15 protein-coding genes are annotated in these 22,961 nt (G+C 66.3%); 9 read left to right on the top strand and 6 right to left on the bottom strand.

Annotated elements, in window-relative coordinates; all coding sequences use genetic code 11:
• The first annotated feature begins 118 nt into the window (after window positions 1–118).
• From AC13FN_RS00075 to AC13FN_RS00060, 4 genes are all read left to right on the top strand, one after another.
• Window positions 119–634 (top strand): RNA polymerase sigma factor, encoded by a 516-nt coding sequence (locus AC13FN_RS00075; protein ID WP_049434751.1) that lies wholly within the window; start codon window positions 119–121, stop codon window positions 632–634.
• Complete coding sequence (locus tag AC13FN_RS00070; RefSeq protein WP_478415877.1) at window positions 631–1,653, top strand: FecR family protein; 1,023 nt, start codon at window positions 631–633, stop codon at window positions 1,651–1,653. The genes AC13FN_RS00075 and AC13FN_RS00070 overlap by 4 nt, the downstream gene beginning before the upstream one ends.
• A 141-nt stretch (window positions 1,654–1,794) precedes the next feature.
• Window positions 1,795–4,728, top strand: coding sequence for a TonB-dependent receptor (locus tag AC13FN_RS00065; protein ID WP_478415878.1), 2,934 nt, complete (start codon window positions 1,795–1,797; stop codon window positions 4,726–4,728).
• 10 nt (window positions 4,729–4,738) lie between these two features.
• Window positions 4,739–6,334 carry an alkaline phosphatase D family protein gene (locus AC13FN_RS00060; RefSeq protein ID WP_043402421.1) on the top strand — a complete coding sequence of 532 codons (1,596 nt, stop codon included), beginning with the start codon at window positions 4,739–4,741 and terminating at the stop codon, window positions 6,332–6,334.
• A 100-nt stretch (window positions 6,335–6,434) separates the two neighbouring features.
• On the opposite strand, the gene AC13FN_RS00055 is transcribed toward AC13FN_RS00060, so the two are convergent.
• Entirely contained in the window at window positions 6,435–8,543 is a 2,109-nt protein-coding gene (locus tag AC13FN_RS00055) for a phosphocholine-specific phospholipase C (RefSeq protein WP_482984344.1), read from the bottom strand.
• 8 nt (window positions 8,544–8,551) lie between these two features.
• On the bottom strand, window positions 8,552–10,930 hold the full coding sequence (locus AC13FN_RS00050) for a TonB-dependent receptor domain-containing protein (RefSeq protein WP_478415881.1): 2,379 nt from the start codon (window positions 10,928–10,930) through the stop codon (window positions 8,552–8,554).
• A gap of 150 nt (window positions 10,931–11,080) precedes the next feature.
• Between AC13FN_RS00050 and AC13FN_RS00045 the strand changes: the two genes are divergently transcribed.
• Entirely contained in the window at window positions 11,081–12,607 is a 1,527-nt protein-coding gene (locus AC13FN_RS00045) for an OmpA family protein (protein ID WP_482984345.1), read from the top strand.
• Window positions 12,608–12,619: 12 nt separating this feature from the next.
• On the opposite strand, the gene AC13FN_RS00040 is transcribed toward AC13FN_RS00045, so the two are convergent.
• Complete coding sequence (locus tag AC13FN_RS00040) at window positions 12,620–13,546, bottom strand: c-type cytochrome (RefSeq protein ID WP_482984346.1); 927 nt, start codon at window positions 13,544–13,546, stop codon at window positions 12,620–12,622.
• A complete protein-coding gene (locus AC13FN_RS00035; protein ID WP_401742688.1) occupies window positions 13,543–14,889 on the bottom strand; it encodes a c-type cytochrome in 1,347 nt (448 codons plus the stop codon). Before AC13FN_RS00035 ends, AC13FN_RS00040 begins: the two co-directional genes overlap by 4 nt.
• 183 nt (window positions 14,890–15,072) lie before the next feature.
• Between AC13FN_RS00035 and AC13FN_RS00030 the strand changes: the two genes are divergently transcribed.
• Window positions 15,073–16,191, top strand: coding sequence for an alpha/beta fold hydrolase (locus AC13FN_RS00030; RefSeq protein WP_401742691.1), 1,119 nt, complete (start codon window positions 15,073–15,075; stop codon window positions 16,189–16,191).
• Between the two features lie 81 nt (window positions 16,192–16,272).
• Here AC13FN_RS00030 and AC13FN_RS00025 read toward each other — a convergent pair whose 3' ends face one another.
• Window positions 16,273–17,412, bottom strand: a complete 1,140-nt coding sequence (locus AC13FN_RS00025; RefSeq protein ID WP_010484275.1) for an MFS transporter — start codon at window positions 17,410–17,412, stop codon at window positions 16,273–16,275.
• 184 nt (window positions 17,413–17,596) lie between these two features.
• Here AC13FN_RS00025 and AC13FN_RS00020 point away from each other — a divergent pair, with 184 nt between their 5' ends.
• Both AC13FN_RS00020 and AC13FN_RS00015 read left to right on the top strand, forming a co-directional pair.
• Window positions 17,597–18,292 (top strand): alpha/beta hydrolase, encoded by a 696-nt coding sequence (locus AC13FN_RS00020; protein WP_049434731.1) that lies wholly within the window; start codon window positions 17,597–17,599, stop codon window positions 18,290–18,292.
• A 132-nt stretch (window positions 18,293–18,424) separates the two neighbouring features.
• Entirely contained in the window at window positions 18,425–20,623 is a 2,199-nt protein-coding gene (locus AC13FN_RS00015) for a TonB-dependent siderophore receptor (protein ID WP_482984347.1), read from the top strand.
• 113 nt (window positions 20,624–20,736) lie between these two features.
• On the opposite strand, the gene AC13FN_RS00010 is transcribed toward AC13FN_RS00015, so the two are convergent.
• The gene (locus AC13FN_RS00010; RefSeq protein WP_049434728.1) at window positions 20,737–21,438 is read right to left on the bottom strand and encodes a pirin family protein; all 702 of its coding nucleotides are present in this window, start codon (window positions 21,436–21,438) and stop codon (window positions 20,737–20,739) included.
• 140 nt (window positions 21,439–21,578) lie between these two features.
• On the opposite strand from AC13FN_RS00010, the gene AC13FN_RS00005 reads away from it, so the two are divergent.
• Window positions 21,579–22,499, top strand: coding sequence for a LysR family transcriptional regulator (locus AC13FN_RS00005; protein ID WP_217015629.1), 921 nt, complete (start codon window positions 21,579–21,581; stop codon window positions 22,497–22,499).
• The last annotated feature ends 462 nt before the right edge of the window (window positions 22,500–22,961 follow it).

The following is a 22,961-nucleotide window of genomic DNA, read 5'->3' as shown; positions in this document are numbered from 1 at the left end:
GCTGCCGGGACAGTGCAGGGGCGGCATTCTAGCGGCTGCCTGCCGGAGGTTGAAACGCCACTGTCATCGATGGCGGTCACCCTGCGGGGCTTTCCAGCCTCGGGGTGGTTGGCCGGCCGTGAACAGCGTGAGGATCTGGGAGAAGAGCTACGCGCTGCGGCGACGACTGCTGCGTGGCTTCTTCCTGCGTCGCGGTTCGGCCAGCGAGGATGCCGAAGACCTGGCGCAGGAGGTTTACCTGCGGCTGCTGCGCAGCACCGGCGAGGATGCCGATGCGGTCGAGAACCCGGAAGCCTACCTGTTCACCGTGGCGGCCAACCTGGCGCGCGAGCATGCGCGCGCGCGGTCGTCGCTGCCGCCGCTGGAAGATGTCGATCTGCTGGCCGAAGTGCTGAAAAGCGAAGAAGACATCGAAGGCGAATTCGAGCGTGCGCAGCGCTGGAACGATATCCGCACCACCATCGCACGACTGCCTGCAACCACGCGGCGGGTGATGGAGCTGCATTACCGCGATGGGCTGGATTGCCCGGCAATCAGCCAGCAGCTGCAGGTGTCGGTGCACATGGTGCGCAAGCACATCGGCAAGGGGCTGGAGGCTTGCAGGAAGGCGCTGGGCGCCAGGGAGCACACATGAACCGGAACTCTTCGCCCGTGGCCGACGACACGCTCGCCTGCGAGGCCATGGACTGGTTCCTGCGCAATCGTGACGGAACACTGGGCGAGGCCGAGCGGGTTGCGTTCCTGGACTGGATGAAGCGCTCGCCGGAGCACGTGCGCGCCTATATGCACGCCCTCGCGCTGCACCGGCAGGTCGGTGAGGCGCTGCAATCGCCGTTGCCTGAAGAGGCGCCGGTGCCGCCACGGCAGGCAGCCGCCAAGGTGGTGCCGCTGTTCGGTAGCGTGCACGCGCCGCCGCGCGCTGTGCCGCGTCGCGGTCGTGCGCGCTGGTGGGTGGCGGCTGCCGCAGCCTGTATCGCCCTGCTCGGCGTGGGTCTGGTTCCGCAGGTGATGCCCACCGAGCAGCTGTACAGTGCCGGACAGGGTGAGCTTCGCGACGTGGTGCTGCCCGACCAGACCCAGGTGCGGCTCAACGCGGACAGCCGCCTGCGGGTACGCATGGGCTGGTTCAGCCGCAAGGTGGAGCTGCTGCAGGGCGAGGCCACGTTCGATATCGCCCGTGACCGACGGTCGTTCGAGGTGCAGGTGAACGGACTGCAGATCCGCGATATCGGCACGGTGTTCGATGTGTCCCGACGGTTGCAGGGCACGCGCATCGGCGTGGTTTCCGGCGAGGTGGAGATCTGGAGCCAGGGTGCGGACGCCCGGCGTCTTGCGCAACTGGGCGAAGGCCGGGTGGTGCAGGTCGACGCGCGCAGCCATGCGGTGGAGTCGCTGGATGTACCGTTGTCGATGCTGCTGGACTGGCAGCAACGCAAGGTGTCCTTCCTGGATGAGCGGCTGGACGAGGTAGCCGCTGCCTTCAACCGGCACAACCAGGTACAGGTGCGCGTGCTGGACGAAGGCGCGGCATCGGCACGGTTGTCGGGCAGTCTCGATGCGCATCGCATCGGTGCGCTGCAGGCCTTCCTCGAACGCGACCCGCGTTTCGTGGTGAGGCGCGAAGGCGACACCGTGCGGGTTGTCAGTCGCTGAGGCCGACGTGGCCGTGGACTGTCAGAAAAAATTCATCGAATCCGCGTTCTCCACTTCGGTGGATGCGGGCTCTTACTTGGGAGAAGCCGCTGCCGATCCGCGCAGCGGCGCCTGCTGCCTTCTCTCTTCCAAGGACCCGTGATGCGCAACACGCTCTACCTGTCGATCATCCTCGCCCTGTCTCCCTGCAGCGTGCCGCTGGCCTTCGCCGCCGGTGCCGATGGCCTGGAGGCGCGTGTATCCACGCCGATCGCGGCGCAGCCGTTGGCCCATGCGCTGGAGCAGTTGTCGCGCAGCTCCGGGGTGCAGTTCCTGTACTCGGCCGACGGTGATGCCCGCATGGCCGGTGCGGTGCCGCGCGGTGCCACCGTCAGGCAGGCGCTGGATGCGCTGCTGGCCGGTACCGGACTGGGGTACACCGTGGTGGATGGCAATGTCATCGCCATCGATCCGGCGCCAGCTCGCAACGAACCGAAGCCGGCCGCGCCAAAGCCGCGCGAGGCAGAGGCGGTGGTCGCGCCGACCCTGGACACCGTCAAGGTGATTGCCGCGCACGAGGTGATCGACCAGAAGAAGACCTCGCCGGTGATCAAGGATTCGGTGGTCTACGACGAGATGGACAGCTACGGCGACGAGACTCTGGCCGAGAGCCTGATGGCCGCTCCAGGCCTGAGCGCGGTGGAGGATGCCGGTGAGCCACGTTACGTGACCGTGCGCGGCGTACAGGCCAACCTCAACTACACCACCATCGATGGCATCGCGATTGCCAGCGTGGGAGGCAGTGGCTCCGGCGAGCGCATGAACAACCTGCAGCTGATTCCCAGCGACATCGGCACCCGTACCGACATCTACAAGAGCTTCAGTGCGGAGCAGGCACCGGATGCGATCGGCGGCGTGATCGACATCATCAGCCGCAGTGCTTTCGACCGGTCCGGCAAGTACGTGTTTGCCGATGTGGCAGGCATCTATTCCACCGCCGAGACCAACGTCGAGCGCAGCGCTGGCGGCAACCACGAGACCCTGGGTCACTTCGGCAAGAGCGCCAAGATGGTGTTCTCCAACCAGTTCGGCGCCGACCAGGAATTCGGCATCGTTGCGGTGGCGCGCTATGAACAGCGCTCGCGCAACAGCGTCAAGCGCTGGGTGGAGTCGAACTACTACTACAACGATGCTGGCAAATACCTCACTGACGGTACCACGGGTCCGGACGACGCCAAGGGCTGGAACGGGCTGCGTGCGCCTGGCAACTTCAGCACCGGCACCTATACCAACTTCATCACCAACTTCGGCGGCTCTGCCAAGCTCGAGTGGAAGCCCTCGGATGATCCGTTCTACGCATCGCTGCTGCTGTACTCGTACCGGTTCTACGAGAACTCGACGATGAACAAGACCGATCTGTACGGCAATGCCAAGTTTCCGATCCGTAACCAGACCGGGGACAGCGGCACCACCCAGATCAACAGCATCTACATCAAGAACCGGCACGACCGCTGGGACCGCAACAACCGCGGTGCCATCGCCAGCTTCAACTGGGATATCGGTGATCGCTCGCGGCTGACCCTGCGCGGTGGCCACACCGAAGAGACCTTCCACAACAACCAGGTCTACTGGGGTGTGCGCGCCTACCCAAGCAATCTGTTCGTCGACTACGAGAACGACAGCCACGGGTTCCCCAACGCGGTGGCGGTTTCCGATTCCAGCCTGCTGACCAGCTCCGCGTTCAAGCTCAATCCGGCGCAGGCCTATGTCTCCCCGCGCGATGCCAAGGAGAGCATCGACAACCTGCGCGCGGATTTCAGCTACAACATCGACGCCGATGCGCGTGGCTTCGGCCTGGCCACCGGCGCCGAGTACCGCCATCTGAAGATCTGGCAGGACATCGACTTCGACTACTTCAAGAGCAATGCCACGCTCAACGATTACCTGTATCCGGGTTCGACGCTGCTGGGCAGCGTGCCGGGCTTCCCGCTGGTCGACAACCGCAAGTGGAACGAGGAACTGCTGCCGAAACTGGGCAACAACAATGCGGCGTATCCGAATGCCAACTTCACCAGCGACTACAAGTATGTGGAGGACATCACCAATGCCTATGTATCCGCGCACTACGCCTGGGACCGGTTGCTGCTGATCGGCGGCCTGCGCTACGACCACACCCGTTTTGATGCCTACAGTCCATTCAGCGACGATGGTGGCACCACCTATACCTCTGCCTTCCGAACGACCAGCGGTGGCTACAACAATCTGCTGCCCTCGTTGAACGCAACCTTCAAGCTCACCGAGGACCAGCGCCTGCGCTTCTCCGCCAGCCGCACGCTGGGCCGGCCGACGCCGAGCAACATCGCCCAGGCCACCAGCACCAGTTGTGGCGATGACGAGGAGGGCAGGGGCTTCTGCACCATCAAGCAGGGCAATGCCGATCTGCAGCCGCGACGTTCCACCAACATCGACCTGGCGTGGGACCTGTACTTCAACGGCAACAACGGCCTGGTCTCGGTTGCGCTGTTCGACAAGGTGATCAAGGACGACATCTACACCCTGACCACCTTCGAGAACGTGGGTGACACGCGCTACCGGGTGACCCAGCCGATGAACACCGATGAGTCCACGCTGCGCGGCGTCGAGTTCGCGGTGGCCAACCGCAACCTGCAGTGGGGCCGCCAGCGCTTCGACATGTACTTCAACGCCACGCGGCTGGAAGGCCAGACCAACTACCGCATCAGTGATGGCACCGAGCGCCGCCTGGACCGCCTGCTGTACCAGCCGGACTGGTCGCTCAATGGCTCGGTGATCTGGCGCATGCCGTGGAAGAGCGCGCAGCTGCGTTTGTCCGGCACCTACCGCAGCCGGATGCTGGTCGACTTCGGCGACACCCAGTGGCTGGATTCCTACTACGACCCGTACATGACCTTCAACATGGCCTTCAGCCACAAGGTCAGCAAGCACGTGACGCTGAAGTACGAAGCCAAGAACCTGTTCAACACCCAGCCGACCTACAGCACCGGCCCGAACGGGCGCTTCCGTACCGAGATCGACGACTACGGCCGCTTCTTCTACTTCCACATCATCTACAACTGAGGGCACAGCCGTGGAGACGATCAATCGCAGGCGATTCCTGGCCCTGGCCGGCCTGTCCGCTGCCGGTGCCTGGATGGGCACGGCACACGCGCTGGCCGCGCAGGCCGATGCCACCGCGCTGAACCCGCGCAACCTGCTGGCCAAGCCGCGCTTTGCCAGCACACCCTTCACCCTGGGCGTGGCCTCGGGTGATCCCTCGGCCGATGGCATGGTGCTGTGGACGCGCCTGGCGACCGAACCGCTGGTGTTCGGCGGTGGCATGCCGACCCGGCCGATGGCGGTCGAGTGGCAACTGGCAGCAGACGATGGCATGCGCAAGGTGGTGCGCCAGGGTTCGGCAATGGCGCATCCCGAACTCGGCCACGCCGTGCACGTGGAGCTGGACGGATTGGCGCCCGGACGGCCCTACTGGTACCGCTTCACCGTAGGCGGCCACGCCAGTGCGGTCGGTTGTACCCGCACGCTGCCCGCAGCCACGGCCGCAGTGGATCGCGTGCGCTTCGCGGTGGCCGGTTGCCAGCACTACGAAGAAGGCCACTACACCGCGTGGCGGCGCATCGCCGAGGAACCGCTGGATTTCGTCTTCCACTACGGTGATTACATCTACGAAGGCGAAAGCCAGCCTGGCCTGCGGAAGATGAACGGCCAGCCGTTCACCAACCTGCGCAACCACGTCGGCCCGCAGATCTATACGCTGGATGATTACCGTCGCCGCTACGCCCAGTACAAGAGCGATCCCGACCTGCAGGCCGCGCATGCGGCGGCACCGTGGTTCGTCACTTTTGACGACCATGAAGTGGACAACAACTGGGCCGGTGCCGAAGACCAGGATGACACGCCCAGCGAAGTGTTCCTGCTGCGTCGCGCACAGGCGTTCCAGGCCTACTACGAGAACATGCCACTGCGCCGCTCGGCATTCCCGCGCGATGGCCACATGCAGATGTACCGACGCGCACGCTACGGCACGCTGATGGATCTGCACCTGCTCGACACCCGCCAGTACCGCAGCAAGCAGGTGAACATGGCGTTGCGTGAGGAGGTGGAATCGCCAGAGCGCAGCATTGTGGGGGTCAAGCAGGAGCGCTGGCTGTTCGACGGCCTGGCCGATGCCGCACCACGCTGGCACACGATCGCCCACCAGGTGGCACTGGGCAACTACATGCGCGAGAAGGACGGCGTGGTGCAGTCGTCCGACGACCAGTGGTCAGGCTATCTGGACAGCCGTCGGCGCCTGCTTGACCACATCCAGAAGGTGGGCTTCGGCAACGTGGTGACCGCCTGCGGCGACGCGCATCGCCACTATGCCAGCGATCTGGTGCAGGACCACCGTGACTCGGGCGTGATCTCCAGCGAGTTCCTCGCCACGTCGATCACTTCCGGCGCCGATGGCCAGGGTGTGGACGCGTATGCCAGCAACCAGCTTGCGCACAGCCCCTATCTGAAGGCGACCACCGACAAGCGTGGCTACGTGCTGTGCGATGTCACCCGCGATGCGTGGATCGGCGACATGAAGACGCTGGATACCGTGATGCAGCCGAATGGCGCGGTGCAGAGCTGGAAGCGCTATGCGGTGGAGCATGGCCGGCCGGGGCTGCAGGAAGCCTGAATCTACCGGTCTACCCTGTAGAGCCGAGCCCATGCTCGGCTGCTCTTCGATAGCTGACCGGAAAAGCAGCCGAGCATGGGCTCGGCTCTACAGAGATCCTTCAATCGTGATCGAAGCGCAATGGCTCGCTGCCCATCGCCGGATCACTGGTGCCGGGGCGCCCATCCTCGGCGCGGCCGGCCAGGCGCAGGGCACTGTCGCCCACACCGACGAGGAGGTCGTACCAGCCTGCGGTGGGCGTTGCGTCCCACGCCAACGCGGTCTCTGCATGTGCGGGCAGCACCAGCGTCTGCTCGGGCATATGCCCGGCATAGGCGCCAGGCTGCACACGCACCTGCTGCGCGCTGTCACCCAGATTGTGCAGGCGGAGCCGCAGTTGGCCATCCGCACGATCGGTTGAAGCCTGCACGGCAGGACCCGTGGCCGCTCCCTGGAAGTGGCGGTGGAAGCCGTTCGGGCCCAGCAGCCACAGGTCATAGCGACCCTGGGTGTCCAGCGGCCAGCGCTCGCGCAGCGGCATGCCCGGCAGCAGCGTGTAGCGGCGTGGCACCGCATCCAGCCGCAGCCGGTCGTAAACATGCAGCACTGCTGCTGCGCCTTCGCAGGACAGCGCCAGATCCACACCCGAGGCGTCGACAGCGGCAATCGATGCCTGCGGCCGGTAGGGCAGGGCACGCGCCGGGCGTACACCGCTTTCCTGTTTCGCCGGCTTCAGTCCCTCGGGCAACGCGGGCACGGTGCGTCCCGGCAGGGCGGCGGCACGCGCGGCCACCGCGCTCACGTCCGGCAGGCCGCGTACGAACGGGCGGGTATCGCGCTGGGCGAAGTCGAACGCGTTGCTCAGGTCACCGCAGACCGCGCGGCGCCACGGCGAGATGTTCGGTGCGGCCACACCGAAGCGACGTTCGATCAACCGTATGACCGAGGTGTGGTCGTACACCTGCGAATCGACCCAGCCACCGCGGCTCCACGGCGAGATCACATACAGCGGCACGCGCGGACCCAGCCCATATGGGCGGCCACGCAGTTCGGCGAGGTCGTACTTCTCGTCGCCCGGTGCCGGATGGCGGTGGTACTCGCCCTCGGTACTGACCGAAGACGCACCTGCCCAGCCGGTGCCCAGCGGTGAAGGCGGTGCCGGTGGCGGCATGTGGTCGAAGAAGCCGTCGTTCTCGTCGAACATCAGCAACAGCGCGGTGCGGCTCCACACCTCTGGATCGGCGGTCAGCGCGTCCAGCACGCGCGCGGTATAGGCCGCGCCCTGGGCGGGGCTGGAGGGGCCGGGATGCTCGCTGCCGGCCGCGTCGGCGATGATGAAGCTGACCTGCGGCAGGCGCCCACCGATCACGTCCTGGCGCAGCTGCGCCAGGCCACGGGTGCTGACACCGCGTGCGCGCAACTGCGGGTCATGCCCCGGCGCGGCGCGATGGGCCTGGCGGAATACCTCGAAACCGGCCAGCGGGTTGTCGGTGAAGTTGTCGGCCATGTCCTGGTAGATCTGCCAGGACACGCCGGCGTTCTGCAGGCGCTCGACATGGCTGGTCCAGCGGTACGACGCCGGGTGCCCGCCCTGTTCGGGGAAATTGTCGTGCGAGTTGGCGATCACCGGGCCACCAGCACGCGCGTGTGCATCATTGTGGCCGGTCCACAGGAACACCCGGTTCGGGTTGGTGCCGGCCTGCATCGCGCAGTGGTAGGCGTCGCAGATCGTGAAGGCGTCGGCCAGGGCGAACTGGAACGGCAGGTCGCTGCGCTGGAAGTAGCCCATCGAGTGGTTCTGCTTGGCCTTCGGCCATTGCCCCATGCGCCCGTGGTCCCAGGCACGCTGTGCGTCCGGCCAGGTGTGCGGTGTGCCCTCCACCCGCATGTAGCCGAAGTGCGCGGCGGTATCCAGCGGGAACGGTGCGATCGCGCGCTGGCCGCTGGCATCGGGTTGCAGCCACAGGCTGCGGGTGCGGCCGCTGGCCTGCAGCGCCGGCGCAGGGGCCACGAAGCGGTCGCCGAAACCACGTACCCCCGGCAGCGTGCCGAAGTAGTGGTCGAACGAACGGTTCTCCTGCATGAACACCACGATGTGCTGCAGGTCTTCCAGGCTGCGCGTCTGCGCGGCGGGGGCGATCGCTGCTGCCCGGGCAATGCTGGGCAGCAGCGGGGAAAGGCCGGCGGCAACGCCGGCCTGCAACAACCGGCGTCGGCCGATATCAGTCACGGGCTCACTCACAGGTCCACGCGGAAGGAGATGCCGACGGTGCGCGGGGCGCCGATGAAGGCATTGTCGCGGCCGTCCACCCCTGCAAGATACCGCTTGTCGGTGAGGTTGCTCACCACCAGGTTGGCGCCCATGCCCTTCAGGCGTGGCGACAGCCCCTGCAGGTCGAAGCCGATGTTGGCGTTGAACACGGTGGCGGAGGGCAGCTTGTTGACGTTGGCGGCATCGAGGTAGCGCGTGCCCAGGTAACGGCCGGACAGGCCGAAGTTCCAGTTCGCGCCCTGCCAGTCGGCCGACAGCACCAGGGTGTTTTCCGGCTGGCCGATCACCTTGGCTCCGTCGACGATGCCCAGCTGGGTATCGCGTGCGGCATCGCCACTGCCCAGGTACTTGGAGCGGTTGTAGGTGTAGGCGGCGTTGAGCCGCCAGCCGTTGTCCCAACCATAGCCGAACGCGGCTTCCAGGCCGTTGCTTTCCACGCCGCCGAAGTTCTCGTAGACACCATCGGTCTCGCCCAGGTAGTCGATGCCACTGACGAAACCTGCCGGCAGATAGACGATGCGGTTGTCGAACTTGATGTTGTACAGCGTGACCGAGGCGGTCAGCGGCCAGCGGCTGATGCGCATGCCCACTTCGATGTTGTCGGCGGTTTCCGGTTCGACGTTGCGGAAGCGCTGCGGGTCGGTCTCACCGAGCACACCGGACGGGATGGCGGCGAAGTTCTGCGAGAAGCCGGCGAACAACTCCATGCCTTCCACGCCTGGCGCCCAGGTGAAGCCGGTGGACAGCAGCGGATCGGACCTGGAATCGGAGGTCACGTGCTCGCTGGCACCGATCACGCGGCGGCGCGACTGGTCGACGAAGAACTGCTTCACGCCCAGGCGCGCGCTGAACGGACCGAAGCGGGCCACGTCCTCGACATAGTACATCTGCTCGTCAACCTTGTACTTGTCCTCGAACTGCACCCAGTACGGCTGGTGGTCGAAGTCGATGCTCTGGCCGACAGCGAGCAGGCGATGCCAGTCGCGGCGCGCCGAACGGTCCAGCTTCTCCACCCACAGGCCGCCACGGATGGTGTTGTCGACCGCGCCGAAGGTCTGTCGCCACTCGACGTCGGCGGTCACGCCCATGCGGTCGTTGTCGTAGTGGGTATGGCGATACGACTGCGCGCCCAGCACATTGCCGGCGTAGCAGTTCGGATCGTACTCGGCGGTGAAGCCCAGCCGCGGCGTGCAGCTGGCCAGGCGCTGTGCGGCGCTGCCATCGGGATTGACGAAGAAGATCTGGCCACGGTTGCTGCCGCCGTACACGGTTTTTCCACCGATGTACTCCGACTCGGGGCGGCCCGCGCCATCGTCGTTGACCTGCGCCAGGTACGGCGGCAGCCAGTCGCCGCGGCCCTGCATGCGGTGGCCATAGGCGGCCACCGAGGCTTTGAAACCACTGCCGCCGTCAAAGGCCGCACGCAGGTAGCCGAAGGTGTTCTCACGCAGGGCACGTGAACCGGAGCGGTAGTTCTGGTCCAGGTAGGGAATGCCGGTGAGGGTGCCGACCAGGTTGTCGCGCTCCGGGTTGGTTGCGAAGCCCTTCGGCGAAACACTGGTGTATTCGGGCTCGTCGGCATCGTTGTAGGACAGGTAGCCGGTCAGCGTCCAGCGATCCAGTTCGGTGATGAACTTGCCGGCGATGTGGTCGTTGCTGGCGTGGCCGGTGCCATCGATCCAGTCGTGCACCTTCGACGAGGAGGCACTGACCCAGGCGCGGGTGTGGCCGCCGAGCTGGCCGGTGTCGTAGCGCACGTAGTACTTGCGTGCCTCGTTGTCACCGGCGCCGACTACGAAGCGCAGGCGGCTGTCCTGCAGCGGGTCGCTGGTGAGGAAGTTGAGCGTGCCGCCCAGCGCCTCGTTCGAGCGCGAGGAGATATCAGCGGTGCCCTGGCTGACCTCCACCGTCTCCAGGTCGAGGGTGTCGATGTAGCGGTTGGCCAGCGAACCGCCACCGTAGCCGGAGCCGCCGTTGGGCAGGCCGTCGATGGTGGTGCCGATCTGCTGCGTATCGCGATTGGTGACGAAGCCGCGCATGCTGATCTGCGTGCCCCATACCGAAGAACCCGTGGCATCGGCTTCACTGACCACCACGCCGGGTACTTCGTTGAGCGCGTCGTTGACGCTGCTCATCACGGTCTGCCGGTTCAGCGTTTCCGCGCGCACCGAGGTCTTGGCGTAGCTGGTGGCCTGGCCGATTACCTGCACCTGGTCGAGGGTACGCGCATCGCTGCTGCGCGCTTGGCCCGTATCGCCCTGCGGTGCTTCTGCGAGGGCGTCCAGGGCGGGGGCGATCAGCAGAGCCAGCAGCGAGACACGGGGAAAACGCGCAATCGTTCGCATCGAAACCGGACCTTCAGAGGGAGGAAACCCCGGAGTGTCGGCAGCGGCAATGACATCGGCATGACGTGGCAGCGCAGGAACGATGGCACTGTGGGGGCGGTCACGGCGTTCGGGTATGCTCGGCGCTTCAATGGACCTGAGGTGGTGGCGATGCAGAAGCGATCGAAGATCTGGCTGGGCGGTGCAGCCCTGGTACTGCTGGCAGGATGCAACCGGACGCCCTCGGATGGAGGAGTGGCACCGCCTGCGCCAGCCACGGCGGATGAGACCGCAGCAGCGGCCGCCGCCCCAGTCGGTTCAACAGCCGCCGCCGATGGCGCCGCACTCACCGACCGTGAGGGCAAGGCTGTGCCGCTGGTGTCCTTCGACCCAGCCAGCGTGCCGCTGAGCGACGCCCCGCTGGGCAAACTGCCGTTCTTCAGCTTGCCGCAGGGCTATGCGTCGCAGAACGCCCACCCACGCGCCTGGGCGCGCTTCCCGTTCCGGATGGGCAACGGCGTGCATTGGGTGGAAGGCCCGAGCTGGTCGGCACGTATCGTGACCGACGGCGATGGCGCACCGGACAAAACGTTTTCCGCACTGGAAGTGCAGCGCAACTTCGACGGTGTGATCACCGCCGCCGGCGGCCGCAAGGTTTTCGAAGGCGCGCTGCTGCGCGACATCTACTACGGCCCGCAGCTGGAAGGCGAGATCGGAGGTGGTTTCATCGATGCGGTGAACGGTGAGCAGGAAGCTCCCACTACGGTGTACGTGCTGCGCCAGGCCAATCGCACCGTGTGGGTGCAGCTGGCAGTGGACAGCAATGGCGCTGGACTGGTGGTCGTGGATGAAGTGCCGTTCAAGGCCACCGTGCAGTGGTCGGACAGCTTCCCGCACCTGTCCCCGCCGGCCGGTTATCGTGACCGGAACAAGCCCGAGCAGCGTGATTTCGATGCCTTCCCGTTCTGGACCGGCGATCAGTTCGAACAGGTTGAGGGCCGCACCTTCGCTGCCGATTTCGACAAGGGCGAGCGCGAGTACTCGATGCATGAAGTACGTCGCAACCTGCAGGCGATGATGGCCCAGGTCAACGGCACCAAGGTGTTCGAGGGGCGCATCCCGCACGAAGCGGCCGAGGGCGTGCCGAAGCAGGTGCGGTCGTCCTACGGCAATGCGGCCAGCTACAGCTGGGACAACTACGACACCGTGGTCTACCGTGTCGATCTGGCTGATGGTCGCCAGGTGTGGGTGCACGCGCGCCTGGAATACCTCAGCGCAGGCTGGGTGGTGGCCGAGCGCAAGGGCTTCACCCAGACCGCGGCGCTGCTGCCGGCCGATGCGTTGAAGAAGAAGCTGGACAGCGACGGCCGCGTGGCGATCCAGGTCAACTTTGCCACCGACAAGGCGCAGATCCTGCCAACGTCCGAACCACAGCTGGCGCAGGTGCTGGACCTGCTGCGTGCCGATCCCTCGCTGAAACTGTCGATCGAAGGTCACACCGACAACAGCGGTGCCGCGGCACGCAACCGTAGCCTGTCGGAGGATCGCGCGGCCTCGGTGGTGGCCGCGCTCACCGCAAAGGGCATCGCCGCCGACCGCCTGCAGGCGGCCGGCTTCGGCGCCGACAGGCCGGTGGCCGACAATGGCAGCGAGGAAGGCAAGTCGCGCAATCGCCGGGTCGAGCTGGTCAAGCGCTGACCGACGGGGTGCTCAGTACCGGGCGTCCTTGGGTTTCGGGTCGCGCGGCCAGTCCTTGGCCTTGTTGGCGAAGTCCGGCCGGGGCTGGTTGATGAAGTAGCTGGCGATGTCCACCGCATCCTGGTCGGGCATCGCCTGCTGGCCCAGTGGTGGCTCGCGGGTCACCGCCGGCGGCATGTTGTGCTTGACGAAACCGGCGGCCTTGTAGAGGCGTGCCATGCCGGCGCCGATGTTGAAGCTGTGGTCACCCCACAGCGGCGGGAAGGCGATGTCACCGCTGGCGTCGCGCCGTCCTTCGCCGTTGTCGCCATGGCACGCGGCACACTGCACGGCGTACAGTGCCTGGCCACGGATCGGGTCCGGGGTCAGCGTGCTGTCGATGGGCCCCTCACTGGGGGCGGCCACCTTTGCACCCTCTGGCACAGGACTGCTCAACCACGCCATGTAATCGAGCATCGCGCGCATCTGCGGCGAGTCCTTCGGCAGCGGTTTGCCGTTCATTGAACGCTGCAGGCAGCCGTTGATGCGCTCGGTCAGCCCGATCATCTTGCCCGGGCGCGGCATGTAGCGCGGATAGGCGCCGCCGCCGGTATTGAAGTAGTGATTGCCGAACGGCCGCTTGCCTTCGGCCATGTGGCACGAGTTGCAGTTCAGATCGTTGCCGACATTGTCCGGCAGCAGCCGTGCGGTCTCGTTGAGGATGCGGCGGCCGAGCATCACCGATTCGGCATTGCCGAGCCCGGCGATCTCTTCGGCGCTGGGTGCGTGGTAGTGGCCGACCACCTTGCCCTGCGCATCGAGGATATCGATCGTGCTGGCCACAGCGGCATCCAGGTCCGGATACAGATGACGGTAGGCGAGGGCACCGGCGCCGGCCAGCACCACGAGGCTGATCGCACTGCCGATCAGCAGGCGGGAACGCGTGCGCGAACGCTTCATTGTGCGGCCTCCTGCGGAACGTAGTGCACCGGCTTGTCGCGCACCACCCGGCGCATGCGCGCCACGTCGACCTCGCTCACCGCGCTGGCCTGGTTGCCCCAGCTGCTGCGGATGAAGGTCAGGATCTGTGCCAGCTGCGCGTTCGGCAGCTGCTCGAAGCCCGGCATGGTGAAGGCCATGCGGTCATGCGGGGTATGCGGCGTGCGGCCGCCGATCAGGGTCACCTGCACCAGCGAGCTGGGGTCATCGGCGAACACGATCGAGTTGCCGGCCAGGGCCGGATAGACGCGGGGCATGCCGCGCCCGTCGGCACGGTGGCAGGCCTGGCAGTGCTCGGCATAGGCCAGCGAACCGGCGACACGGTAGTCGCCGCTGCGCAGTGCGGCGGTGGTGGTGTCGGTACCGGGGGACCACTGCGCACTACGGCCCTCACGCGCTGGCAGCTGCTTCAGGTAGCGGGCCATGGCCAGCAGGTCGGCGTCGGACAGGTACTGCGTGCTGTGCTCGACCACGTCGGCCATGCCACCGAAGGCCGCCGATCGATCGGTGCGACCGGTGCGCAGGAAGTCGACGATCTCGCCCTCGCTCCAGCTGGCCAGACCGGTCGATTCATTGCGCAGGTTCTTCGCATACCAGCCTTCCAGCACCGAGCCGGACAGGAACTGGCGGCTGCCATCATCGGCCATCGCCTTTTCCTGGAACGCCAACCCGCGTGGCGTGTGGCAGGCGCCGCAGTGGGCCAGGCCTTCCACCAGTTCGGCGCCGCGCTGCTGGCTGGCATCCAGCGACGGATCCGGGTTGAACGTGCGCGGGCGTGTGAACAGCAGCTGCCACCAGGCCAGTGGCCAGCGCATGTTGGCCGGCCACGGGATCGTGCTGTCGGCGTTGTTCTGCTTCACCGGTTGCACCGAGCCCATGAAGTAGGCGTACAGCGCCTTGATTTCGGCGTCGCTGGCGATCACGTACGAGGCGTACGGCATTGCCGGATACAACGGCTGCCCATCGTGACGGATGCCGCGACGTACCGCGCGCTCGAAGTCGGCGTAGTCGTAGGCGCCAATGCCGGTGTCCGGATCGGGCGTGATGTTGGTCGAGTAGATCGTGCCCATTGGCGTCTGCATGCCGAGGCCACCGGCGAACGGCTTGCCGCCGGGCGCGGTGTGGCAGGCCGCGCAGTCGGCCGCGCGCGACAGGTACTGTCCCTGCGTGATCAGCGTCGGATCGTGGATGTCGACCTGCGCCGTCTGTCGCGGTGCGAACCAGTAGGGCGTGGTGCGGGCGATGCCGTAGGCGGCGGCCAGCGTGGCGGCCAGGGCAATGGCGAGCTTGAACGAGGTGCGCATGGCGGCACTGTGGGCAATCCCGCGCGCGCGTTCATTGATCCGGATCAATGACTGAACGGATACAGCTTTTACACCAAGCTGAATCGTTCCTGCGTTGTCATCAAGCCGTCATCCACGCGCGATAGATGGCCCACGCACGCGTCGCTAACCTGCCACGCTGTCGCACCTTTTCCCCGATTGCCCATGAAGCGCCTGCTGCTGTTGTTGCTGGCGTGCGCCGGCCTGTGGCTGGCTGCATGCTCATCCTCGATCAATGCCTCGTCCACCTCGCTCGCCGATCGGCTGATCGCGCCGGGTGGCGTATCGACCCTGCTCGATCGTCCGCGCATTGCCGCGGCCATTGCCGAACTGCCCAATCGCCACGGCTTCGCGCCGGGCCGCGATGGCGTGCCGATCTTCTGGCGTGTGTTCGATCCCGGTGATTACGGCGCGCGTTACCACTACCTGCCGCAGCGCCACGAGAACGGCCTGCCGCTGGATACCGGCCTGAGCCTGGCAGTACCGCAACCGTTCCGCGCGCAGGCACCGCGCGGCACCGTGGTGCTGCTGCACGGCTGGATGATGAATGGTGATTCGATGCTGCCGTGGTCGTTGCAGCTGGCCGAATCCGGCTACCGCGTGGTCACGCTCGACCTGCGCAACCATGGACAGTCCGGCACTGGGCCGTCGGGCTATGGCACCTATGAATCGGATGACGTGGTCGATGTGATCAGCGAGCTGCGTGCACGTGGTGAAGTGACCGGCCCGCTGTACCTGTTTGGCGTGTCCTATGGCGCCGCCACAGCGGTGTTCACCGCTGAAAAGCTCGGCGACCAGGTGGAGGGCGTGGTGGCGATGGAATCGTTCGCCAATGCGGGTGTGGCGATCCGCACGATGATCCCGCACCTGATGGGGCTGCAGCCGGAAGGCCTGAAGGCGCAGGCGGTGGCGTCGTACGCACGTTGGCGCTATGGCGGCCAGGACATCAACCAGGTGATCGCCGCCGCGAGCCGCCGCATCGACGTCGATCTGGACCGCGTGGATGTAGCGCGCGCGCTGGCCGATACCCGCGCCTGCGTGCTGCTGCTGCACGGGCAGGGCGACCAGCACATACCGGTCAGCCAGGGCCGTGAACTGGCCCAGGCCAATCCGCGCGCGCACTACATCGAGATGCGCGGCGAGGACCACATCACCCTGCCGCTGCGGCTGGATCTGCTGGCCGGAGTGGTCGACGACTGGATGGCGCGCGACGAGCACCATCCGCAGAGCGCCTGCCCGGCACCGCAACTGCCGGCCCAGGCCGAGTGGCTGACGCGCAGCTGAGAAAAGGGGACGGAGGGGATTAAGTCGTTTCCTGCACACCCAGGTTGGAAACGACTTAATCCCCTCCGTCCCCTTTTTCTGTCAGGCCACCCGTCGTGCCAGTGCTCGCGCGGATGCGGCTACGCCCAGCAGCAGCGCGGCCACGCAAAGGAAGGCGAATCCGAGGCTGGTGCCGTGTGCCAGTGCACCGATCGCTGCCGGGCCGGCGAGGATGCCGGCGTAACCCAGCGTGGTCACCGCAGTGATGGCGATGCTCTCCGGCATCACCCGTTGCTGGCCGGCCATCGAGAACAGTGCCGGCACGATATTGGCGCAGCCCAGCCCGACCAGCACATAGCCCGCCAACGCCACCGGGAACGACGGTACCAGCGTGGCCAACGTGAACCCGGCTGCGGCGGTGATGCCGCCGAAGACCAGGGTGCGGGTGCGGCCGAGGCGCTCGACGATGCCGTCGCCGAACAGGCGCATCGCGGTCATCGCCAGCGTGAACAGCGCGAAGCCGGCGCCGGCCTGGTCACGCGGCACCTGCCGCACTTCGGCCAGGAACACCGCGCTCCAGTCCAGCATCGAGCCCTCGGCGAGGAAAACCACGAAGGCCAGCACGCCGATGAACAGCACCACGCCGTGCGGCAGCGCCAGCAGTGGGCCTTCGTGCAGGATCCGTTGCGGTCGCCAGTGCGGCGCCGACAGCACCGCGACCAGTAGCAGTGCCGCCACCGACACCAGCGCGGCCAGCCACAGCGGTGTACCCAGGATCAGCAGGCCGGTCATGCAGCCGGCGCCGACGAAGCCACCGATGCTGTAGAAGGCGTGGAAGCCGGACATCATCGCGCGCCCGGCGTCGCGCTCGACCGCCACCGCCTGCATGTTCATCGCACAATCCAGCGCACCGACGCCGGCGCCGAACACGAACAGCGCGGCACCCAGTGCCACCGGCGAGGGCGCCAGCACCAGCAAGGGCAGGGCGCACAGCATCATCGCGCAGGTGATCACCATCACCCGTCGGCAACCCAGCCGCCCGGTCAGCGCGCCCGCCAACGGCATCGCCAGCAGCGAGCCGAGCCCGAGGCACAGCAGCACGGCGCCAAGGCTGGCGTCGGACAGCCCGGCCTTGGCCTTGGCGTAGGGCACCATCGGCGCCCACGCGGCGGTGGCGAATCCGGGAATGAAGAAGGCGGCACGGGTGGCGTGCTGCTGGGCACGTGGGGATGAAGGCGTCATGCGCGATGCGAAGCTCCAGGGGACTTTCATGAAAACGTTTTCAGGCCGGATCGGCAAGTGCCATGCGTGACATCGGGCGACGCATACGATTGCAGTGACCCGATCGCGTCACCAGCGATTAACGTCGCCCACGGACAGTGGCTGCACGGTCGGCACCCCGCCGGCCGCTGCCGGAGATCCGTACATGAGCACGACACCGACCATCCTCCTCGTCCATGGATTCTGGGGCGGGGCCGCACACTGGGCCAAGGTGATCCTGGAACTGCACCGCAACGGCCACGACCGTGTGCAGGCGGTGGAACTGCCGCTGACCTCGCTGGCCGACGACGCAGGACGCACCCAGAAAATGATCCGGCAGATCGACGGTCCGGTGTTGCTGGTCGGCCACTCCTATGGCGGCGCCGTGATCAGCCAGGCCGGAAACGAGCCCAACGTGAAGGGCCTGGTCTACATCGCCGCTTTCGCGCCTGATGCCGGCGAGAGCCCGGGTGGCATCACCCAGCAGCACCTGCCGGAGGCGGCACCGAACCTGGCACCGGACAGTGATGGCTACCTGTGGCTGCGTGCGGACAAGTTCCATGAGAGCTTCTGCCAGGATCTGAGCGAAGACGAAGGCCGGGTGATGGCCGTTACCCAGAAGGCGCCGCTGGCCAGCACTTTCGGCGATACGGTCAGCGAACCCGCGTGGAAGCACCGGCCGAGCTGGTACCAGCTGTCCCGCCACGACCGCATGATCGCGCCGGAAAACCAGAAGGCCATGGCCGCAAGGATGCAGCCCAAGCGCCTGCTGGAGCTCGATGCCAGCCATGCTTCACTGGCCTCGCAGCCGAAGGAAGTGACCGCGCTGATCCTGGAGGCCTGCGCCGCCATCGGCGGCTGATCCCGCGCCAGCACACCGCACGACAGCCGGGGCGCAGGGGAGTACACTCCTGCGCCTGCGGTCATCCGGCCGCTCCCCTCTCTTCCCTCCAGCCGCCGCCAGAGGATCCCACCCTATCGTGGAGGTCCCGCCGTGCTGTCTGTGCCTGTCCGTTTTCCGCGCTTGTTTCCGCGTCGCCTGCCGCTGCCGCATGCACTGGCTCAAGGCCTGCTGCTGCTTGCACTGAGCAGCGGCACCGCTGCTGCCCAGTCCACCCAGGACGAGGACAAGGCCAAACCGGCACCCGCCTCGCAGACCCTGCAGACCGTGCAGGTCACGGCCAACCTGCTCGGCACCATCACCGAGGGCAGCGGCGCCTACACGCCCGGCACCATCGCTACCGCCACCCGCCTGGTGCTGACGCCACGGCAGACCCCGCAGACCATCAGCGTGATCACCCGCGCACAGATGGGTGATTTCGGCCTGCACGGGATCGACGACGTCATGCGGGTGACCCCGGGTATCAGCATCGTCACCTACGACAGCGAACGCACCGAGTACTACGCGCGTGGCTTCGCCGTGCAGAACTTCCAGTACGACGGTATCCCGATGTCGCGTGACTCGGCCTACTCGGCGGGCAACACGCTCAGTGATACCGCGATCTATGACCGCATCGAAGTGCTCAAGGGCGCGACCGGCCTGTTGACCGGCATGGGTGATCCGGGCGCGACCATCAACCTGGTGCGCAAGAAGCCGGGCAAGGACTTCGCCGGCAGTGCCTCACTGGGTGTCGGCCGCTGGGATGACTACCGCGCCGAGCTTGATGTGGGCGGTCCGCTGACTGCCGATGGCCGCGTGCGTGGCCGTGCCGTGGGCGCCTGGGAAGACAAGCGCTCCAGCCTGGACAACTACCAGCGCACCAGCAAGGTGGGCTATGCCGTGCTGGAAGCCGATCTGGGCGAACGCACGCTGCTGTCGGTCGGTGGCGACGTGATGGACAGCGACCCGAAGGGCTCGACGTGGGGCGGCATTCCGCTGCTGGACAGCGCCGGCAACTTCAACCGCATGCCGCGCTCGTTCAACAATGGTGCGCAATGGGCCGGCTGGCGCCAGTACGTGCGTACCGGTTTCGCCACGTTGGAGCACACGTTCGCCAACGATTGGATTGCCAAGCTGCAGCTCAACCACCAGGTCAACGGCTATGACGCCGCACTGGCCGGTGCCGCCGCTGGCAATCCCGATCCGTTGACCGGCGAGGGTGTCAGCCTCTGGCTCGGCAAGTACGTTGGCAAGACCGTCAGCAACGCCGCCGACTTCTATGTGAGCGGGCATTTCGGCCTGTTCGGGCGTGAGCATGAGCTGGTGGTTGGCGGCAGTGCCTCGCGCAAGCGCTGGACCAATACCGGCTACGGCCCGCAGGCGGGGTTCCCGGATACGGTGCCGGACTACCGCAGCTGGAATGGCGACATTGCTGAGCCGCAATGGCAGCGCAGCTACGACAACAATGAAATGACCCGCGAGAACGGCCTGTACGTGGTCGGCCGCTTCGACGTGGCCGATCCGTTGAAGCTGATCGTCGGCAGCCGTCTGGCCAGCTACCGTTCGCCGGACACGCGCGAGACCGGCGTCTATGTGCCGTATGCCGGCGTGGTCTACGACCTCGGCGAGCACTATTCGGTGTATGCCAGCTACAGCACCATCTTCAAGCCGCACAGCGAGCGCGACGAGCAGGGCAAAGCGCTGGATCCGCTGGAAGGCCGCAGCTACGAGATGGGGCTGAAGGCCGAGTTCTTCGATGGACGCCTCAATGCCAGCGCGGCGCTTTTCCAGCTTGATCAGGACAACTTCGCCCAGCCCACCGGCGGTAAGACGCCGGATGGCCAGGATGCCTACCGCGCGTTGATGGGCGTGCGTACCAAGGGCTATGAGCTTGAAATGTCGGGCCAGCTGGCCGAGGGCTGGCAGGTGCAGGGTGGGTTCTCCCACAAGATCGCCCGCCAGGCGGGGACCAAGGTGACCACGCTGGAACCGGAGAACCAGTTCAGCCTGCACACCAGCTATCGCCTGCGCGGTGCTTGGCAGGGGCTCACGCTGGGTGGTGGCGCACGCTGGCAGGATTCGACCTTCGGCGAGATCACCAATCCCGCCACCCAGGCCAAGGTGGTGCATCGCACGCAGCCTTACTGGTTGCTCGATGCGATGGCGCGCTACCAGTTCAACGATCGCCTGTCGGCCACGGTCAACGTCAACAACCTGCTCGACAAGCGGTACTACACGATCTTCAACTGGTACAGCACCTACACCTGGGGCGAGCCGCGCAATGTGCGGCTGACCTTGAACTACAGGTTCTGACGCGGGTTTTGTAGAGCCGAGCCCACGCTCGGCTGGCTGTCAAACCGCAGCCGAGCATGGGCTCGGCTCTACACATACGCCCGCGATGCTTTTCGGCATCGCGGGCGTTGTGGTTACAGCGGCAGGTCGAACACCAGCACTTCAGCGTCGTTGCCGTTTTCCAGCGTCAGCTGGGCTTCGTCGCTGACCTGCAGTGCATCGCCGGCTTCCAGGGTGATGCCGTTGACCTGCAGCTGGCCACGCGCCACCTGCACATAGGCGCCACGACCGTTGCCAAGCGCATGGTGCAGCTTCTGGCCGCCATCGAGGATGGTGGCGAAGATGCGGGCATCCTGGTGGATGCGCAGCGAACCGTCTGCACCGTCCGGCGAGGCGATCAGGCGCAGCTGGCCGCGCTTGGTCTCCGGTGCGAAGTGGGTCTCCTCGTAGGACGGCGTGATGTTCTCGGTATCCGGGAAGATCCAGATCTGCAGGAAATGCACGGTCTCGTCGGCCGAGTGGTTGAACTCGCTGTGGCTGACGCCGCTGCCGGCGCTCATGCGCTGCACGTCGCCGTAGCGCAGCACCGAACCGGTGCCCATCGAGTCCTTGTGCTCCAGCGCGCCACCCAGCACGTAGGAAATGATTTCCATGTTGCTGTGGCTGTGGGTGCCGAAGCCCTGGCCGCCGATCACCTTGTCTTCGTTGATCACCCGCAGCGGGCCGAAGCTGACGTAGCGAGGGTCGTAGTAGTTGGCGAAGGAGAAGGTATGGCGCGAGGACAGCCAGCCATGCTCGGCCAGGCCACGGGTAGCGCTCTTGCGGATCTGCAGCATGATGGAATCTCCTTGTTCGATGGTTTCGATAGGGCGGGGTGGGCCGGTAGCCGCTGTGTTTCCCCGTTGAAGAGAAGTATCCGCTTGCGCCCGGGGTTTGAAAAACGGATAGTTTTGACAGCCATCATCGAAAAATTCGAATGCTCAAGCTCAGCCTCGATGCCCTGCAGATCCTGGATGCCATCGACCGCCGCGGCTCCTTTGCCGGCGCCGGCAAGGCCCTGCACAAGGTGCCCTCGACCATCTCCTACACCGTGGCCAAGCTGGAGGAGGACCTGGGCGTGCAGCTGTTCGACCGGGTTGGCCCGCGCGCCGAGCCGACCGACGCCGGCCGCGCGCTGCTGGACGAGGGGCGGCACCTGCTGCGCGCCGCCCGCGAGCTGGAACTGCGGGTACGCAGGGTGGCGTCGGGCTGGGAGACCGAACTGACCCTGGCGGTGGACTCGGTGTTCCCGACCTGGCTGCTCGGCCCGGACATCGCCGCGTTTCGTGAGGCCGAGGCACCGACCCGGCTGCGATTGATCGGCGAGGCCCTGTCCGGCACCTGGGAGGCCCTGCTGGACCGCCGTGCCGACCTGCTGGTCGGCGCGCCGGGCGAGGGCCCCAGCGGCGGTGGCTACGTGGTCGAGCCGCTGGGCACGGTGGAGTTCGTATTCGCGGTCGCGCCCGAACATCCGTTGGCCAACGTGCCTGGCGTGCTGGGTCGCGAGCAGCTGGTCGAGCACTGTGCGATCGCGGTTTCCGATTCGGCGCGACGGCTGCTGCCGCGCACGGTCGGCCTGCTGATGGGGCAGGAGATGCTGACGGTGCCGGACATGGCCAGCAAGCTGAAACTGCAGTGCGAAGGCGTGGGTTTCGGCTTCCTGCCCGAGCCGTGCGCGCGCGCCGCGGTCGCGCGCGGCCAGCTGGTGATCCGTGAGGTGGAGGAGCACAAGCCGGAAGAAACCTTCTGGCTGGCCTGGCGCACCGGTGAAGATGGCGCGGCACTGCGCTGGTGGCGCGAGCGTCTGCGCAGGCCGGAGCTGCTGTCGCAGTGGTGGCAGTCAATGGCACGGGGTTAGGGGTACGGCAGGGCTGCGCCCTGCACCCGCTACGATCCAGGGCAACAGCAACAGCAACAGCAGAAGCTGGTTTGCTGAGGGATGGCGGGGTGGGTCCGGTTGCGGGAGACGCCGTAAACCCGTCCATGGGGGCTTGGCCGCGGCATCCATGCCGCGGACACTCCCGCAACCGGACCCACCCCGCCTTCGACAGTTTTCCGCGATCTGCCGGAATGGGATGGCCAGCTCTTGGTGGGTGTCGACCTTGGTCGACACGTTAGATCCACGCCATGCGTGGATGCTCTTCGATCAATTGTCGAAATAGTCGAACTCGATGGAGATTCATCCACGCATGGCATGGATCCATCAGATCGCGAGAATCTGTCAGAGGTGGGGCGGTGTCGGAGTGCGGGGTGTCAGCCGCATGGATGCGGCTGCCAAGCCCCCATGGACGGGTTTACGGCGTCCCCGCACTCCGACACC

The sequence above is a fragment of the Stenotrophomonas sp. 115C5 genome (assembly GCF_056861055.1).
The sequence above is the reverse complement of the archived record's forward strand: the minus strand, read 5'-3'. Positions and strand labels throughout refer to the sequence as shown.